Origin of the sequence: Natronococcus sp. JC468, from assembly GCF_012163165.1 — an archaeon.
Taxonomy (GTDB): Archaea; Halobacteriota; Halobacteria; order Halobacteriales; family Natrialbaceae; genus Natronococcus; species Natronococcus jeotgali.
This window is the reverse complement of the sequence record NZ_JAAVUO010000024.1, coordinates 38,567-53,591: the sequence shown is the minus strand read 5'-3', so window position 1 is coordinate 53,591 and position 15,025 is coordinate 38,567. Positions and strand designations below refer to the sequence as shown.

Genomic DNA, 15,025 nt, shown 5'->3' with positions numbered 1-15,025 from the left:
ATGTTAATGGTTTCAAACTCAGATGTGCTATTGACTGTGGACGGAGGAGTCAATTGTTGGATTCATCCCCGCGCTAAAGCACGGGGCTTTCTTCTTGCCCTTCCGTAACGCGCGGTCTCAGTCGACGGTCCGTGGCGCGGTCCCTTCCGGCGTCGACTCCCGGTCGGCAGCGTCCTTGTAGAAGATCCCCCACCCGGTCGCGCCCATCAGGAGCAACACGAGCGGCGAGAGGATCCCGAAGAAGTAGTACGGGGCGTACTCGATCACCGAGACGCCGAGCGCCGAGGCCATGAAGACCCCGCCCGAGCCCCAGGGGACGAACGCCGAAGTCGTCGTCCCGGAGGCCTCGACCGCCCGCGAGAGGTTCCGGCTCTCGAGGCCGTACTCGTCGTAGAGGTTCTGGAGCGTCATTCCGGGGACGACGATCGCCATGTACTGTTCCGCGGCGAGGAAGTTCATCGCGATGGTTCCCGCGGCCGTGCCGGCGGTGAGTCCGGCGACGCTGCCGACTGCCCGCCCGATAGCGTACGCGATCGTCGCCAGCACGCCGGTCTCCTGGAGGATTCCGCCCAGCGCGAGCGCGGCGACGACAATCGTCACGACCCACACCGAACCCGTGAGCCCGTCGACCGCGAGCAGTTCGTTCGTGAGTTCGACGCCCGTCTCGGGGCTCGTTCCGTTGTGGACGACGTCCCAGGCGGCGGCGAAGCCCGCACCCTGGACCGTCATGGTGATGCCGACGCCGACGAAGATCCCGGCCCCGAGCGACGGCAGCGCCGGGAACCCGTAGAACGCGAGCGCGAACGTGACCAGGAGCGGAACGAAGGTAAGCGGCGAGATGACGTAGCTCCCCTCGAGGCCGCCCTGGATCTCGGCGATCCGACCGGCGGGGATCGCCCCGCTCGCGTTCAGTCCCAGCACGACGAACAGCAGCAGCGAGCCGGTAAACGCGATCAGCGTCCCGGGGCGCATCGCACGGATGTGGTCCATCAGTTCCGTGTTCGTCACCGCTGCGGCGAGGTTCGTGGTATCGGACAGCGGCGAGTTCTTGTCCCCGGTGTAGGCGCCCGACAGGACGGCACCGGCGGTCATCGGCTCGGGAATCCCGAGACCGGAGCCGATCCCGATCATCGCCACGCCGAGGGTTCCCGCGGTCGTCCAGGACGAGCCGATCGCGAAGGCGACGATCGCCGAGAGGGCGACGGTGAACGGGAGGAAGATCCCCGGCGAGAGGAACTCGAGCCCGTAGTACATCAGCGTGGGAATCGTCCCGGAGTCGATCCAGGCGGCGATGAGCATGTAGATGACGAACAGGATCAGGATGGCCTGCAGTCCCGTCAGGATGCTGCGCCCGATCCCGTCGTAGAGCTCCGCCCAGGTGTACCCGAAGTAGTAGCGACCGAGCAACCCGGCGAAGGCGATCCCCCACAACAGCGGCATCTGCGGGTCCATTCCGAGCCAGATCATTCCGACCGAGAGGAACAGGATCATCCCCGCGATCGGGACGAGCGCCTCCGCCGTGGACGGGCGCTTCTTCTCGGGTATTTCGTCGTACGTTCGCGGTGTGTACTCCAGCGCCATGTCGTCGAACGGTTCCCGGTTTCGGCGGTGCTCCCAAATAACACCACCATTCGGGCTCGCACACGAGCGACACCAGTACCCGATCCTTTACCTGCCTGCACCCGCTACGAGCGTGTAGATGGGACAGGGAACGGACGGGGAGTTCGGACTGGTCGACCTCGAGGAGGCCGACGTGCCGGGCGACGAGTGGGAGGAGATCGACGTCGCCGATACCGAGGCCGACCGGATCGCCCGTAAGCGGGATCGGGAGTTCAACGAGTTTCAAGAGCGGATCAAGGACGCCGACCAGTTCAAGGTCGAACAGTCGGTGTTCGACGACGCGACCTTCGCCGCGCTGTACAAACTGGTTCAGGACGGCTACGTCGAGGCGTTCGGGGGGCCGCTCTCGACGGGCAAGGAGGCCAACGTCTACCACGCGCTGGGCGACGACCGCGAGGTCGCGGTGAAGATCTACCGGATCAACTCCTCGAACTTCCGTCAGATGCGCGACTACCTCGAGGGGGACCCACGCTTCGAGGGCCTCGGCGGAAAGAAAAAGGACGTCGTCCTCGCCTGGACGAAAAAGGAGCTGGCGAACCTCCGGCGGGCGAAAAAAGCCGGCGTTCGCGTCCCGGAGCCGATCGCGACCGAGCGCAACGTCCTCGTGATGGAGTACATCGGCGGCGAGGACGGCCGCGCCAAGCGGCTGGGCGAGGTCCACATCGAGAACCCGCAGACCGCCTACGAGGTCATGCGCGAGTACATGCGCCGGCTCTACGCGGCGGGGATCGTCCACGGCGATCTGAGCGAGTACAACGTCGTCTTCCACGAGGGCCAGCTCGTCGTCATCGACCTCGGGCAGGCCGTCACCGTCCACCACCCCAACAGCCGCGACTTTCTGGAACGGGACTGCGAGAACGTCGCGAGCTTCTTTTCCCGTCAGGGCCTCGAGACCGATCCCGACGAGTTACTCGAGTTCGTCACGAGTCCGGAACCGGACCCGTCCCGCGGGTAGGTCGATCACCGCGACTCCGACCGCGACCGGGAGACGCCCCACTCGATTCGATCCCAGACCCGCTCGTAGGCGTAGTAGGTGCCCGTCTTCAGGACGTTCGTCGCGAGCCCGATGCTGAGGGCCTCGCCCGCGTTCCCGGTGACGAGCAGGGCGATCGAAACCGTCACGAGCACCATCACCACTCGATAGAGGACGGTCTTGACGATCGCCCGTAGCCTGGCCTGACGGGGGTGTCGGCTCGCGAGACCCGCGCCGTTCATGGTACCAGCTACCGAGGCGCACGTATTAATCACTATGGGGTTCGAAACTCACCGTGAGAAACTACTTTCCGTTACCCCGTCGGTCCGGTGAGACGTCGCTGGACGGATTCGCCCGAACGCCTTAGTGACTCGCCGTCGCCCGACTCGGTATGAACGTCGGAATCGTTTCGGACACCCACGACAACCTCGAGGCGGCCGAGCGCGCGGCCGAGATCTTCGAGGCCGAGGGCGTCGAGGTCGTCCTCCACTGCGGCGACTTCGTCGCGCCGCCCCTGCTGGCGGCCTTCGATGGGCTCGAACTCCACGGCGTCCTCGGGAACAACGACGGCGAAGTATCCGGCCTCGAGGCAGCGTTCGACTCCCTCGGCGAGGGGAGCGCGCTCCACGGCCGGTTCGCCGACCTCGCGTTCGACGGGCTCTCCTTCGCGGTGGTACACGGGGAGTCGATGGCCGAGGTCGAGACCCTGGCCGCGGCCGAAACCTACGACTACGTCTGCTACGGCCACCACCACCGCCGCGAACACCGCGAGAAGGGGCGGACGACGCTGCTCAACCCGGGCGCGCACTTTCCCGCCGTCGAGGACGACCACCGCACGGTCGCGATCGTCGATACGCTCTCGGAGACGGTTCGGTTCCGCTCGGTCCTCGAGTAGCCGCGCTCGCGACGACGAGTCACCGGGGTATTTATCGAGACCCGCCGTTGCGACGAGTATGGGTCGAGATCGTCGCGATCGTCCGCCGGGCCGACTGACCCGCCCCGCCGAAACCCGGACGCGACGCTCCTGGTACGGGTACGGGAAGCTGGCGACCGTCGAGAAGAGCGGCGTCGGCTGCTTTCTTCACGACGTCACCTCCGTCTTCGGCGAGGTATCGATCCTCGGGCTGCCGGCGCTGTTGCTCGTCGCGGCGACGGACTCCGCCGGCGGCGCCGACGTCACGGGCGCTGCGTTCGGCGCGTGGCTGACGATGGTGCTCGTCGGGGCGTTGGTTCGGGGCGGCTGGGTCCGTCCGCCCGGGACGGAGACGCTCGGCTGGGTGACCCTCTCGGCCGCGCTGGTCGCGCTCCGTCTGGGCTACTACAACGCCGTTCTCCTGCTGGCGGGCTACGGCGGCGCGCTGGTCGGGACCGTCCTCGGGGTGCCGTGGTTCGCCCTCGTCGCGGCCGTCGGGATCGCGGCGGGATCGATGCTCGCCTTTCCGGCGCTCGGCGGGGCGGTCGCCCGTTCCCGGCGTACGTGATACCGTAACTTACATGAACATTCGATCGATCGGGAGGTGGCGTTCCTCCGCGCCGCCGGCCTCGATCGCTTCCATGCGATCGGCCAGTTCGCCGTAGTACCGGTTCATCGACTCCGAGCGCTCCCGGAGTCGTTCGTCCTCGACCTCGAGTCCGTACTCCTCCCGGAGAAAGGCCAGGTACCGGATGGCCGCCTCGAAGTCGGGGCCCGGGGGATGGATCGGCGTCACGACAGTGCCCGTCGGCGGGAGTTCGCCGGCGAGGCTTCGGCTCGTGAACTCGCCGGGAACGCCGTCGAGGACGCCGCCCCGGAGCGGGCCGAGGTCGGTCCCCTCGAGCCGTCGATCGCGGTACTCGGGGGTCGCGACGAAAAAGAGCGCGTGCTCGTCGGGGCCGTGCGGGAACGGAACGCCGTGGAGCAGCGTGACCTCCTCGAGTTCGCTCGAGGCGGCGAGGTTCTCGACCGCGTCGGCCAGCGCCGGCCCGGCCCACACCGGAACCACGATCTCGCCGAGAAGGACACAGTGGTCGCGGTCTGGCGCCGCGTAGAGCCGCATCGGGTGTCTGGGGGTACCGTCCTCGAACGGCGCGACGCTCGGAACGTTCCTGGCGCGAACGTGGCCGACCTGCTCGAACTCGAGCTGGGTGGTCAGGTGGTCGACGGCGGTCAGCCCCGCCAGCCCGAAGTTCGAAAGGCCGACGAGGAGGGGGCCCTCGAGCTCGCGGTCGTCCGAAACGACGATCTCGTACCGTGGGTCGCTCGCCATACGACGGGATACGTCGAAATAGGATATAGTGGTTCCACCGTCGATAGCGGACCAAGCGCTTAAACTCGCCGAGCGAGTACCGGAGAGCATGAAACACGTGAAGATTCCGCAGGACCGCATCGGCGTCCTCATCGGCGAGGGCGGCGAGACGATGCGCGAGATCGAGGCGGCGGCCGAAGTTCGGCTGGACATCGACTCGGAGAACGGTTCCGTGGCGGTCGAGACGGTCGGCGATCCCGTTCGCGGCCTCAAGGGTCCCGAGATCGTCCGCGCGATCGGCCGCGGCTTCCCGCCCGAGGAGGCGCTGCAGCTGCTCGAGGACGATATGATGCAGTTCGATGTCGTCGATATCGACGCCGCCGCGCGCAACAAAAACGACATGAAACGCAAGAAGGGACGGCTCATCGGCGAGGACGGGCGCACCCGCGAACTCATGGAGGAGCTCTCGGGCGCCGACGTCGTCATCTACGGCTCGACGCTGGGCGCGATCGGCACGCCCCAGCAAGTCGACGCCGTTCGTACCGCCGCGGAGATGCTACTCGAGGGCGCGCCACACGGATCGGTCTACTCGTTCCTCGAGGAGCGCCATAACGAGATGAAACACCAGGGGATGCAGTACCACCGCTACCCGGGCGGCGAGTCCTGATCGCACCCGATCACCTTTCGACCCCGTTCTGCGATTCCGCGTCACGTCGCCCCGCTCGAGTCCGGCGATCGCGGGCGGCGGACACCAAAAGAGTTATATAGAATAGCAATCAATCCTTCGTCTGACTATGGCACAACAGATGGGCAACCAGCCGCTTATCGTTCTCTCGGAGGACAGCCAGCGAACGTCCGGTAAGGACGCGCAGTCGATGAACGTCCAGGCCGGCAAGGCCGTCGCCGAGTCGGTACGGACCACGCTCGGTCCGAAGGGGATGGACAAGATGCTCGTCGACTCCTCGGGCAACGTTATCGTCACCAACGACGGCGTAACGCTGCTCTCGGAGATGGAGATCGACCACCCCGCGGCGGACATGATCGTCGAAGTCGCCGAGACACAGGAGGACGAGGTCGGCGACGGCACCACGAGCGCCGTCGTCGTCGCCGGCGAGTTGCTCACCCAGGCCGAGGACCTCCTCGACCAGGACATCCACGCGACGACCCTCGCCCAGGGGTACCGCCAGGCCGCCGAGGAAGCCACGGAGGCCCTCGAGGACGTCGCCATCGACGTCGACGAGGACGACGAGGAGATCCTCCACCAGATCGCCGCGACGGCGATGACGGGCAAGGGCGCCGAGAGCGCCCGCGACCTGCTCGCCGAGCTCGTCGTCAGCGCCGTCCAGTCGGTCGCCGACGAGGACGAGGTCGACACGGACAACATCAAAGTCGAGAAGGTCGTCGGCGGCTCGATCGAGAACTCCGAGCTCGTCGAGGGCGTCATCGTCGACAAGGAACGGGTCTCCGAGAACATGCCGTACTTCGCCGAGGACGCCTCCGTCGCGATCGTCGACGGCGACCTCGAGATCCAGGAGACCGAGATCGACGCCGAGGTCAACGTCACCGACCCCGACCAGCTCGAGCAGTTCCTCGAGCAGGAGGAGGCCCAGCTCCAGGAGATGGCCCAGAAGGTCGCCGACGCCGGCGCCGACGTCGTCTTCGTCGACGGCGGTATCGACGACATGGCCCAGCACTACCTGGCCCAGGAGGGCATCATCGCCGTCCGCCGCGTCAAGTCCAGCGACCAGAGCCAGCTGGCCCGCGCGACCGGCGCGACGCCCGTCTCGAGCGTCGACGACCTGACCGAGGACGATCTGGGCTTCGCCGGTAGCGTCGCCCAGAAGGAGATCGCGGGCGACCAGCGCATCTTCGTCGAGGACGTCGACGACGCCAAGGCCGTCACGCTGATCCTCCGGGGCGGCACCGAGCACGTCATCGACGAGGTCGACCGCGCGATCGAGGACTCGCTGGGCGTGGTCCGCACGACCCTCGAGGACGGCAAGGTCGTCGCCGGCGGCGGCGCCCCCGAGATCGAGCTCTCGCTGGCCCTGCGGGACTACGCCGACTCCGTCGGCGGGCGCGAACAGCTCGCCGTCGAGGCCTTTGCCGACGCGCTCGAGGTCATCCCGCGCACCCTCGCGGAGAACGCCGGACTCGACCCCATCGACTCGCTGGTCGAGCTGCGCGCCGATCACGACGGCGGCAACCAGGCAGCGGGCCTCGACGCCTTCACCGGCGACACGATCGACATGGGCGAGGAGGGCGTCTACGAGCCGCTTCGCGTGAAGACCCAGGCGATCGAGTCCGCCACCGAGGCCGCGGTCATGCTGCTGCGCATCGACGACGTCATCGCCGCTGGCGACCTCGCGGTCGCCGACGACGACGATGACGAGGAGATGCCGCCGGGCGGCGGCGGCATGGGCGGCATGGGCGGCATGGGTGGCGGTATGGGCGGCATGATGTAAGCGAGGTTCGAAGAATCCCGAACCCTCGAGCGGGAAGGGCGCGACCCACGGGGGTCAGCCCGGCCCGCTCGGGCACCCACCTGTCCACTCGCGTATCGTCTTCGATCGATTTGTCGGCCCACACGCCGATTTCTTTCGCTGACTCGCTCGAGAGCGCCCGCTGCTCGTTACTTAGCACCACTTAAGTACTCGCCCGCAATATTCGCCGACATGCAGACGCTTCTCCTGGACAGCGACGACGTCGACGAGCACGCGCGGATGGCGGACGTCATCGGTGCAGTCGAGGACGCCTTCGGCGCCTACGAGCGCGGCGACGCGCAGATGCCCGCCAAATCCTACATCGACCTCCCCCAGTACAACGGCGACTTCCGGTCGATGCCCGCGTATCTGGACGCGGGCGAGTGGGACGCGGCGGGGGTCAAGTGGGTCAACGTCCACCCCGACAACCCCGCGGACCACGACCTGCCGACCGTGCTCGGGACGATGATCTACTCCGATCCCGAGACCGCCTACCCGCTGGCGATCATGGACGGGACCGCGCTGACGATGAAGCGAACGGGGGCGGCGGCGGCCGTCGCAACCGACTACCTGGCCGTTCCCGACGCCACGTCGATGGGGATCGTCGGGGCCGGTGTCCAGGCCTACACGCAACTCGACGCGATCAGCGAGGTCCGCCCGATCGAGGAGGTCGTCGTCAGCGACCTCGACGACGAGCGCGTCGAGCGGTTTATCGACGCCTACGACGACGAGTTCGACGTCCGCGCGGGCTCGATCTCGGAGGCGGGCCACTGCGACGTCCTCTCGACGGTGACGCCCGTTAGAGATCCCGTCGTCGGCCTCGAGGACGTCGGCGAGCACACCCACGTCAACGCGATCGGCGCCGACGCCGAGGGCAAACACGAGCTGTCCGACGAGTTGTTGCTCGAGGCCCGCGTCGTCATCGACGACCACGAGCAGTGTACCCACTCCGGCGAGGTCAACGTTCCCTACAGTGAGGGGACGCTCTCGGACGAGGACATCTACGGCGAGATCGGCGAGCTCGTCACCGAAACGAAGGCGGCCCGCGAGGACGACACCGGCGTCACGGTCTTCGACTCGACCGGGCTTGCGATCCAGGACGTCGCGGCGGCCCGCGTCGTCTACCAGGATGCCCGGGAACACGAGGCCGGGTTCGACTTCGGACTGATTCACACCGACCGGTAGCGACGGTCGAAATCGCCGCGAAAAGACAGAGCGGTCAGTCGTCGCTTCCGCTACTGACTGCGTCGCCCCGTTCCGCGTCGCCGACGAGCGCCTTCTCGCGCAGGTCGTCCTCGATCTCCTCGAGGGAGCGTCCCTTCGTCTCGGGGACGAGCTGGTAACAGAAGACCAGCGCCAGCAGGGTCAACACACCGTACAGCCAGAACGTTCCGGACTGCCCGAAGACGTCGACGAGCCGGAGGAACGTCAGGGAGACGAGCAGGTTGCCGGCCCAGTTGAGGACGGTGACGACGCCCATCGCCGTTCCGCGGATCTCCATCGGGTAGATCTCGGAGATCATCAGCCAGAACACCGGACCGAGACCGATCGCGAAGAACGCGACGTACAGCATCAGGCTCCCGGTCGCGAGCCAGCCGAGCCCTCCCGAGAGGCCGGGCAAGAAGAACACCGCCCCCAGGATCGCGAGCATGACGGTCATGCCGCCCAGTCCCGCGAGCAGCAGGGGCCGACGTCCGGTCCGATCGATCAGCAGGACCGCGACGACGGTCATCACGACGTTCACGACGCCGATGCCGACCGTCGCCAGAAGCGAAGCGGTGTCCTGGAACCCGGTCGACTCGAGGATCGTCGGCGCGTAGTACATCACGGTGTTGATGCCGGTTACCTGCTGGAACAGGGCCAGGCCGACGCCGACGATGAGCATCGGACGCACCCAGGACTGGAACAGGTCCCGCAGCGTTCCGGACTCGGTCTGGATGGTCTCCTTGATCTCGCCGAGCTCCTCGGCGACCTGGTTCTCGGAGCGGGTTCTGGCCAACACCTCGCGGGCGTCGGCCTCCCGTCCCTGTTCGTAGAGCCATCGGGGACTCTCGGGCATGAACACCATTCCGGCGAAGAGGACGGCCGCGGGAACCATCCCCAGGCCGAGCATCCAGCGCCACTCGCCACCGTTCGAGAACGCGTAGTTCACGAGGTAGGCGATGAGGATCCCGCTGGTGATCGTCAACTGGTTCAGCGAGACCAGCGAGCCGCGGATCTTCGGCGGCGAGATCTCCGAGAGGTACAGCGGCCCGACGACCGAGGCGAACCCGACGCCGACCCCGTCGACGATCCGCCCGACGATCAGCACCTCGACGTTCGGGGCGACCGCCATGATGAGCGATCCCACGAAGAAGATGACCGCGCCGACCAGAATGAGGCGGCGCCGACCGAGGCGATCGGCGAGACGGCCACCGAACGCCGCGCCGACGATCGCGCCGATCATGGCGCCGCTCACGATGATCCCCTCGATTAGCGAGGGATCTATCGCGAACCCGAGAACGGTCGCCAGTTCGAACGTCTCCCGAATGTACAGCATCGCACCGGAGATGACTCCAGTGTCGAATCCGAACAGCAACCCGTTCAGCGCCGCGAGCGCGGCGACCACGTAGATAAACGAGTTCCGTCCGGAACCGTCGTGGTTTGCGTGTTCTGTTGACATGCGGACTACCGATGAAGAATTATTTCGATCCTCGGTAAACAAACCTGACGGTTTCCAGGATATGTAATGAAAGATATGGGTGTTGGACGGATATTTATCGTCTATTCGTATTATTCGTTATATCTCTCGAGGCGACGATCGACCGTGCGTTCCGACGGAACGACCGCGACGGGACTCGCTCGAGCGGTCACGCATCGGGCAACCGCCGCGGAATCGATCCCCAGATCGGCAGCCGACCGCAGTAGTGGACGACGGGATCGTCCGACGGCGTCGGCAACCCGTTGGCCGCGAACATCGTGTTTTCGCGGATCGTCGCGTCGGCCGGCCGGAGCGGCCACGGACCGTGTGCGATCTCGGCCGCCACGACGCCCCGTCCCGACGGCGCGTAGAACCGTCGGCGCTCGAGCAACCAGTACGCCAGCGAGCCCGTTCGGGGGGTGAAGGTCTCGCCCGTTGGACGGTACGACGCGACGAATCGGGCCGGATCGCCGGTCTCCGAACGCTGACGCTCGCTCGAGAACTCGATCCGATCGCCGTCGTCCTCGAGGGACATCCGGGCGGTGTAAACCGGGAGCCTGGTCGCCCGCCCGATCGTTTCGCCGATCGCCGGGTTGTCGACGTCGACGCTGAAGAAGTACAGCGCGGGATCGCCGCGGTGGCGCACGTAGGTGCGAACGTTGAGTTCGGTAATGCTGATCCGTGCGAGCGAGGGCGTCCCTCGCAGGCCGGCGTCCGCGAGGACGAACGGTAACACGCTCAGCCAGGCCCGCCCGTCCCTGGTCTCGAGGGTAAGCTGGTCGGGAACGTGGGGACGGAGCGCCTCGGGATCGATCGGCCAGTGGACGAACAGACCCTTCCGCCACGTCATCGCGCCGACGTAGGGGGCTTTCGGGCTCGCAACGTCGGCGACCGGCCACCGCGCGGGGTCCGACCGCTCTCGGCCGTCGTTTCTCATCCAGTATCGCCACTACCGACGGGTGCGGAAATAAAAGAACGGCCTGCCCGTTCCACGAGTCCCGCGCGGTCGATACTGCCGGCTCGAGGTCAGTTCCCGTCCTCGATCTCGATCGCCGGCCGTCCGGGCTCGGCGTTTTTCAGCACGCTCTCGTCGGCCTCCTCGGCGCGGCGAACGCTGACCGGTGCCTCGAACTCGCGCTCGAGCAGCCACGCGGCCGACTCGAGGGCGTCGTACTCGGCCTCGGGTTCGAGCGTCGTCGACAGCGCCTCCCGTTCGGCCTGCAGGTCCTGGCCGTAGTCGGCCGCGGCGTCACCCTGCTCGCGGATGTGGTCCTCCCCCATCAGCTCGCCGATCAGGTTGTCGGCGTCGCTCTCGACGGCGATCTCCAGGGCGTCGTACTTCCAGTCGGGCGCGACGACGACGTCGAGCTCAGTCGGGTCCTCGATGCCGGCGACGTCGACGATGTCGCGGACGTCCTCGCGGGTATTTTCGACCAGCTGGCGGCGCTTCCGGACGTGATCGCGGTCGACCTCGGCGGTCGGCCACTCGGCGGCGGCGGCGAACCCGTCGTAGCCGAGCTCGTCGTACAGCTCCTCGGCGATGTGGGGTGCGACGGGCGCCAGCAGCCGGACGACGGCCGACAGTCCGCGCTCGTAGGTGGTGGCGTGGGGTTCGGCGTAGTCCGCGTACTGCCGGAGGGTCCGCACTAGATCCTGGGTCTGTCGCAGCGCACGATTGAACGTCAGCTCGTCGTACTTCTCGGTCGCGATGGCGACGGTGGCGTCGATCTCGCTGTCGACATAGCTCGCGACGGCGTCATCTTCCCCGTTCGGCTCGTTCGCCGTGTAGTCCTCGACCATCCCCTTCAACCGGTTCAGGAAGGCGTACGTCGAGCGTACCCCTTCCTCGCTCCAGTCGAAGTCCCGCTCGGGCTGGGCGGCCTGCATCATAAAGAGGCGGGCGGTGTCAGCGCCGTACTCCTCGACGATGCGCTGGGGCGAGACGACGTTGCCCTTAGACTTGGACATCTTCTCGCCCTCGAGCTGGACCATGCCCTGGGCCAGCAGGTTGGCGAAGGGTTCGCGGTGCTCGAGCCCCTCGTGGTCGGCCAGCACCTTGGTGAAAAACCGGGAGTACAGCAGGTGCATCACGGCGTGCTCGATCCCGCCGACGTACTGGTCGACGGGCATCCAGTCGTTGGCTCGCTCGAGGTCGAACGGGGCCTCGACGAGGTCCGGCGAGACGTATCGCAGGAAGTACCACGAGGAGTCGACGAACGTGTCCATCGTGTCCGTCTCGCGGGTGGCGTCTCCACCGCAGTCGGGGCAGGTCGTCTCCTTCCACTCCTCGGCGGCGTCGAGGGGATTGCCGGTGGTGTTAATGAACTCCGGCAGCTCGACGGGCAGGTCCTCCTCGGGGAGGACGACCGATCCACAGCCGTCGTGACAGTGGACGACCGGGATCGGCGTCCCCCAGTAGCGCTGCCGGGAGATCCCCCAGTCCCGGAGCTGGTACTGGGTGGTCCACTCGGCGGTGTCGATCTCGTCGGTCAGCCGTTCGCGGGCGACGTCGCTCTCGAGGCCGGAGTACTCCCCGGAGTTGACGAGGACGCCGTCCTCGGTATAGGCCTCCTCGCTGACGTCGGGCGCTTCGGGAACGGTCTCGCCGTCCCAGTCCTCCGGCTCGGGGGCGACGACGGGGACGATCTCCTCGTCCATCTTCGTCGCGAAGGCGTGGTCGCGCTCGTCGTGGCCCGGCACGGCCATCAGCGCGCCCGTCCCGACGTCCGAGAGGACGAAGTCGGCGACGTAGACCGGGATCTCCTCGCCCGTGACGGGGTTCGTGGCGGTCAGGTCGGTCTCGACGCCGTTGGGCTCGTCGCCCTCGGGATCGGCCTCCTCCTCGATGAAGCGGCGAACGTCCTCGTCGGTCTCGGCCAGCCCCTCGCTGATCGGGTGGTCCGGCGCGAGCGCGAAGAAGGTCGCCCCGTGGATGGTGTCGACGCGGGTCGTGAAGGCGTCGACGGAGCCGTGCCCGTCTATGGAGAACTCGAGTTCGGTCCCCTCCTGGCGACCGATCCAGTTGCGCTGCATCTGGCGCACCGAGTTGGGCCACCCCTCGAGGTCGTCGATGTCCTCGAGCAGTTCGTCGGCGTACTCGGTGATCTTCAGGAACCACTGCTCGAGTTCGCGCTGCTCGACCGGCGTATCGCAGCGCCAGCAGAGTTCGGCCTCGCCCTCGACCTGCTCGTCGGCCAGCACGGTCTCGCAGTGGGGACACCAGTTGACCTCGGCGTCGCGTCGATCGACGAGTCCCTCCTCGTGGAACCAGGAGAAGAGCCACTGGTTCCACTCGTAGTAGTCGGGCGTGCAGGTAGTGATCTCCCGCTCCCAGTCGTAGCCGAAGCCCATCGACTCCATCTGGTCGCGCATCGTCTCAATGCAGTCGAACGTCCAGTCCCGCGGATTGGTGTCCCGTTCCTTCGCGGCGTTCTCGGCGGGGAGACCGAACGCGTCCCACCCCATCGGGTGGAGCACGTCGTCGCCGCGCAGCCGTCGGTACCGCGCGTAGGCGTCCGTGATCGTGTAGTTACGGACGTGACCCATGTGGAGCTTCCCCGAGGGGTAGGGATACATCCCGAGGACGTACGTCGGGTCCTCGACGTCGTCGGGGGTCCGATAGACGTCCGCCTCGTCCCAGGCCTCCTGCCAGCGTCGTTCGACCGCCGCGTGGTCGTATTCCGCGTCGCTCATCTGTTTATATACGTGTAGGCACCGTCGCCGTCCTATAACTTTCTATACAGCCCATTGAACGTTCTTCGGACGGGTGTCCGGTCAAAACGGAGCGTTCGACTTCGCGAGCCGCCGATACCGACGCCTCGAGTCGGCGGACGCCGCGCTCGACTACTCGATGTCGATCGCCTTCGAGTCGTCACCGCCCTCGAGTTTCGGCAGTCGAACCGTCAACACGCCGTTCTCGTAACTCGCCGACACCGATTCCTCCTCGACGGGTTCGGGTAGCCGGATCCGACGGTTGACCGACGTACGCGTTCGTTCGCGTCGGATGTACCGTTCGGAGGCGTGCTCGAGTTCGTCGGTCCGCTCGGCCTCGAGGCGCAGCGTCCCCTCGGCGAGGGTCAACTCGGTGTCGTCGGTGTCGTAGCCGGGCAGGTCGACCGTGACGACGTACTCCTCGGCCCTGTCGGCGACGTCGACGGGAACCGATCCCGGTACCTGGAGGCCACCGCTCGTCATCCCGCCCTCGACCTGCTTGCTGACGCGGTCGAGCATCTCCTCGATATCCTCGAACGGATTTCGGCGCATACGCCACCGTAGGTTCTCGACAGGGATAAGTTCTGCTCGGAACGAACCGAAATCGACGAACAGCTCGGAAGGGGCCACGCGAACAGGTGGATCGACTCCTCTGTTACCCTCGTTCTCGAGGAGGCGTGGCCCGTATCGTCGTGGTTTTCACACGCGATACGTCGTCCAGCCGATCACCGGACTTGCTATCGTCCAGCGACGTCTTTCCGTTGGTCGTCCGCTCTTATAAATCATGTGCTTGTTATCCACACGCACTCGAGTCGCCCGTCGGCGACCGCTTCCGGAACGCGGATACGACGGCGAGCGCCGACTACTCCGGCAGCGAGACCCGGCCGTCCTCGAGGGCGTCGAGCAGGACCTGCCGGGCGTGGCCGTCGGGATCGACGTCCTCGTAGGCGGCCTTGACCTCGCCGTCGCCGATGAAAAACGTCGTTCGCGCGGTCGCGCCGTTTCGGACCTCGACGTCGAACGCCTCGGCGAGTTCGGCGTCGGGATCAGCCAGCAGGTCGAACTCCAGTCCCTCGGATTCACAGAAGGACTGGTGGGAGTCGACGTCGTCGGTCGACACGCCGTAGACGTCGACGCCCGCCTCGTGGTAGGTCTCGAGTTCGCGCTGGAACTGGGTCGCCTCGGTCGTACAGCCGGGCGTCTCGTCCCGCGGGTAGAAGTACAGCACCGTGGGGTGGTCGAACTCGAGGACGATCTCCTCGCCGTCCTGGTTGCGCGCGGTGACGGTCGGCGCGTCGTCGCCTGCGGTGAGTGCCATACCCGCAATACGGTG

14 protein-coding genes are annotated in these 15,025 nt (G+C 66.7%); 6 read left to right on the top strand and 8 right to left on the bottom strand.

Going from position 1 to position 15,025, the window contains the following annotated elements; translation table 11 throughout:
- Positions 1–117 precede the first annotated feature (117 nt).
- The gene (nhaC, locus tag GWG54_RS14070; protein ID WP_167938373.1) at positions 118–1,581 is read right to left on the bottom strand and encodes a Na+/H+ antiporter NhaC; all 1,464 of its coding nucleotides are present in this window, start codon (positions 1,579–1,581) and stop codon (positions 118–120) included.
- A gap of 118 nt (positions 1,582–1,699) precedes the next feature.
- On the opposite strand from nhaC, the gene rio1 reads away from it, so the two are divergent.
- Entirely contained in the window at positions 1,700–2,575 is an 876-nt protein-coding gene (gene rio1, locus GWG54_RS14065) for a serine/threonine-protein kinase Rio1 (protein WP_167938372.1), read from the top strand.
- A 5-nt stretch (positions 2,576–2,580) separates the two neighbouring features.
- Here rio1 and GWG54_RS14060 read toward each other — a convergent pair whose 3' ends face one another.
- Complete coding sequence (locus tag GWG54_RS14060; RefSeq protein WP_167938371.1) at positions 2,581–2,835, bottom strand: DUF2061 domain-containing protein; 255 nt, start codon at positions 2,833–2,835, stop codon at positions 2,581–2,583.
- Positions 2,836–2,984: 149 nt separating this feature from the next.
- Between GWG54_RS14060 and GWG54_RS14055 the strand changes: the two genes are divergently transcribed.
- Together GWG54_RS14055 and GWG54_RS14050 are read left to right on the top strand one after the other, a co-directional pair.
- On the top strand, positions 2,985–3,488 hold the full coding sequence (locus tag GWG54_RS14055; RefSeq protein WP_167938370.1) for a metallophosphoesterase: 504 nt from the start codon (positions 2,985–2,987) through the stop codon (positions 3,486–3,488).
- Positions 3,489–3,546: 58 nt separating this feature from the next.
- Positions 3,547–4,074, top strand: coding sequence for a hypothetical protein (locus GWG54_RS14050; RefSeq protein WP_167938369.1), 528 nt, complete (start codon positions 3,547–3,549; stop codon positions 4,072–4,074).
- Positions 4,075–4,083: 9 nt separating this feature from the next.
- Here the strand turns inward: GWG54_RS14050 and GWG54_RS14045 are convergent, their stop codons facing one another.
- Positions 4,084–4,839 (bottom strand): proteasome assembly chaperone family protein, encoded by a 756-nt coding sequence (locus tag GWG54_RS14045; protein WP_167938368.1) that lies wholly within the window; start codon positions 4,837–4,839, stop codon positions 4,084–4,086.
- 88 nt (positions 4,840–4,927) lie between these two features.
- On the opposite strand from GWG54_RS14045, the gene GWG54_RS14040 reads away from it, so the two are divergent.
- From GWG54_RS14040 to GWG54_RS14030, 3 genes are all read left to right on the top strand, one after another.
- The gene (locus tag GWG54_RS14040) at positions 4,928–5,485 is read left to right on the top strand and encodes a pre-rRNA-processing protein PNO1 (RefSeq protein ID WP_008420820.1); all 558 of its coding nucleotides are present in this window, start codon (positions 4,928–4,930) and stop codon (positions 5,483–5,485) included.
- A gap of 139 nt (positions 5,486–5,624) precedes the next feature.
- The gene (gene thsA, locus GWG54_RS14035; protein ID WP_167938374.1) at positions 5,625–7,283 is read left to right on the top strand and encodes a thermosome subunit alpha; all 1,659 of its coding nucleotides are present in this window, start codon (positions 5,625–5,627) and stop codon (positions 7,281–7,283) included.
- A 210-nt stretch (positions 7,284–7,493) separates the two neighbouring features.
- The gene (locus tag GWG54_RS14030) at positions 7,494–8,486 is read left to right on the top strand and encodes an ornithine cyclodeaminase family protein (RefSeq protein ID WP_167938367.1); all 993 of its coding nucleotides are present in this window, start codon (positions 7,494–7,496) and stop codon (positions 8,484–8,486) included.
- Between the two features lie 34 nt (positions 8,487–8,520).
- Here the strand turns inward: GWG54_RS14030 and GWG54_RS14025 are convergent, their stop codons facing one another.
- From GWG54_RS14025 to GWG54_RS14005, 5 genes are all read right to left on the bottom strand, one after another.
- A complete protein-coding gene (locus GWG54_RS14025; RefSeq protein WP_167938366.1) occupies positions 8,521–9,963 on the bottom strand; it encodes a sugar porter family MFS transporter in 1,443 nt (480 codons plus the stop codon).
- A 187-nt stretch (positions 9,964–10,150) separates the two neighbouring features.
- Positions 10,151–10,918: a YqjF family protein gene (locus GWG54_RS14020; protein WP_167938365.1), complete on the bottom strand. Its 768-nt coding sequence runs from the start codon at positions 10,916–10,918 to the stop codon at positions 10,151–10,153.
- 89 nt (positions 10,919–11,007) lie between these two features.
- Positions 11,008–13,674 (bottom strand): leucine--tRNA ligase, encoded by a 2,667-nt coding sequence (leuS, locus tag GWG54_RS14015; RefSeq protein WP_167938364.1) that lies wholly within the window; start codon positions 13,672–13,674, stop codon positions 11,008–11,010.
- Positions 13,675–13,824: 150 nt separating this feature from the next.
- Positions 13,825–14,244, bottom strand: a complete 420-nt coding sequence (locus tag GWG54_RS14010; RefSeq protein ID WP_167938363.1) for an Hsp20/alpha crystallin family protein — start codon at positions 14,242–14,244, stop codon at positions 13,825–13,827.
- Positions 14,245–14,554: 310 nt separating this feature from the next.
- A complete protein-coding gene (locus tag GWG54_RS14005; RefSeq protein WP_167938362.1) occupies positions 14,555–15,010 on the bottom strand; it encodes a peroxiredoxin in 456 nt (151 codons plus the stop codon).
- Between the last annotated feature and the right edge of the window lie 15 nt (positions 15,011–15,025).

What these genes read in the sequence shown, in the direction of transcription:
- nhaC (WP_167938373.1), bottom strand. Translation starts at nt 1,581, where the DNA reads ATGGCGCTGGAGTACACACCGCGAACGTACGACGAAATACCCGAGAAG.
- rio1 (WP_167938372.1), top strand. Translation starts at nt 1,700, where the DNA reads ATGGGACAGGGAACGGACGGGGAGTTCGGACTGGTCGACCTCGAGGAG.
- GWG54_RS14060 (WP_167938371.1), bottom strand. Translation starts at nt 2,835, where the DNA reads ATGAACGGCGCGGGTCTCGCGAGCCGACACCCCCGTCAGGCCAGGCTA.
- GWG54_RS14055 (WP_167938370.1), top strand. Translation starts at nt 2,985, where the DNA reads ATGAACGTCGGAATCGTTTCGGACACCCACGACAACCTCGAGGCGGCC.
- GWG54_RS14050 (WP_167938369.1), top strand. Translation starts at nt 3,547, where the DNA reads ATGGGTCGAGATCGTCGCGATCGTCCGCCGGGCCGACTGACCCGCCCC.
- GWG54_RS14045 (WP_167938368.1), bottom strand. Translation starts at nt 4,839, where the DNA reads ATGGCGAGCGACCCACGGTACGAGATCGTCGTTTCGGACGACCGCGAG.
- GWG54_RS14040 (WP_008420820.1), top strand. Translation starts at nt 4,928, where the DNA reads ATGAAACACGTGAAGATTCCGCAGGACCGCATCGGCGTCCTCATCGGC.
- thsA (WP_167938374.1), top strand. Translation starts at nt 5,625, where the DNA reads ATGGGCAACCAGCCGCTTATCGTTCTCTCGGAGGACAGCCAGCGAACG.
- GWG54_RS14030 (WP_167938367.1), top strand. Translation starts at nt 7,494, where the DNA reads ATGCAGACGCTTCTCCTGGACAGCGACGACGTCGACGAGCACGCGCGG.
- GWG54_RS14025 (WP_167938366.1), bottom strand. Translation starts at nt 9,963, where the DNA reads ATGTCAACAGAACACGCAAACCACGACGGTTCCGGACGGAACTCGTTT.
- GWG54_RS14020 (WP_167938365.1), bottom strand. Translation starts at nt 10,918, where the DNA reads ATGAGAAACGACGGCCGAGAGCGGTCGGACCCCGCGCGGTGGCCGGTC.
- leuS (WP_167938364.1), bottom strand. Translation starts at nt 13,674, where the DNA reads ATGAGCGACGCGGAATACGACCACGCGGCGGTCGAACGACGCTGGCAG.
- GWG54_RS14010 (WP_167938363.1), bottom strand. Translation starts at nt 14,244, where the DNA reads ATGCGCCGAAATCCGTTCGAGGATATCGAGGAGATGCTCGACCGCGTC.
- GWG54_RS14005 (WP_167938362.1), bottom strand. Translation starts at nt 15,010, where the DNA reads ATGGCACTCACCGCAGGCGACGACGCGCCGACCGTCACCGCGCGCAAC.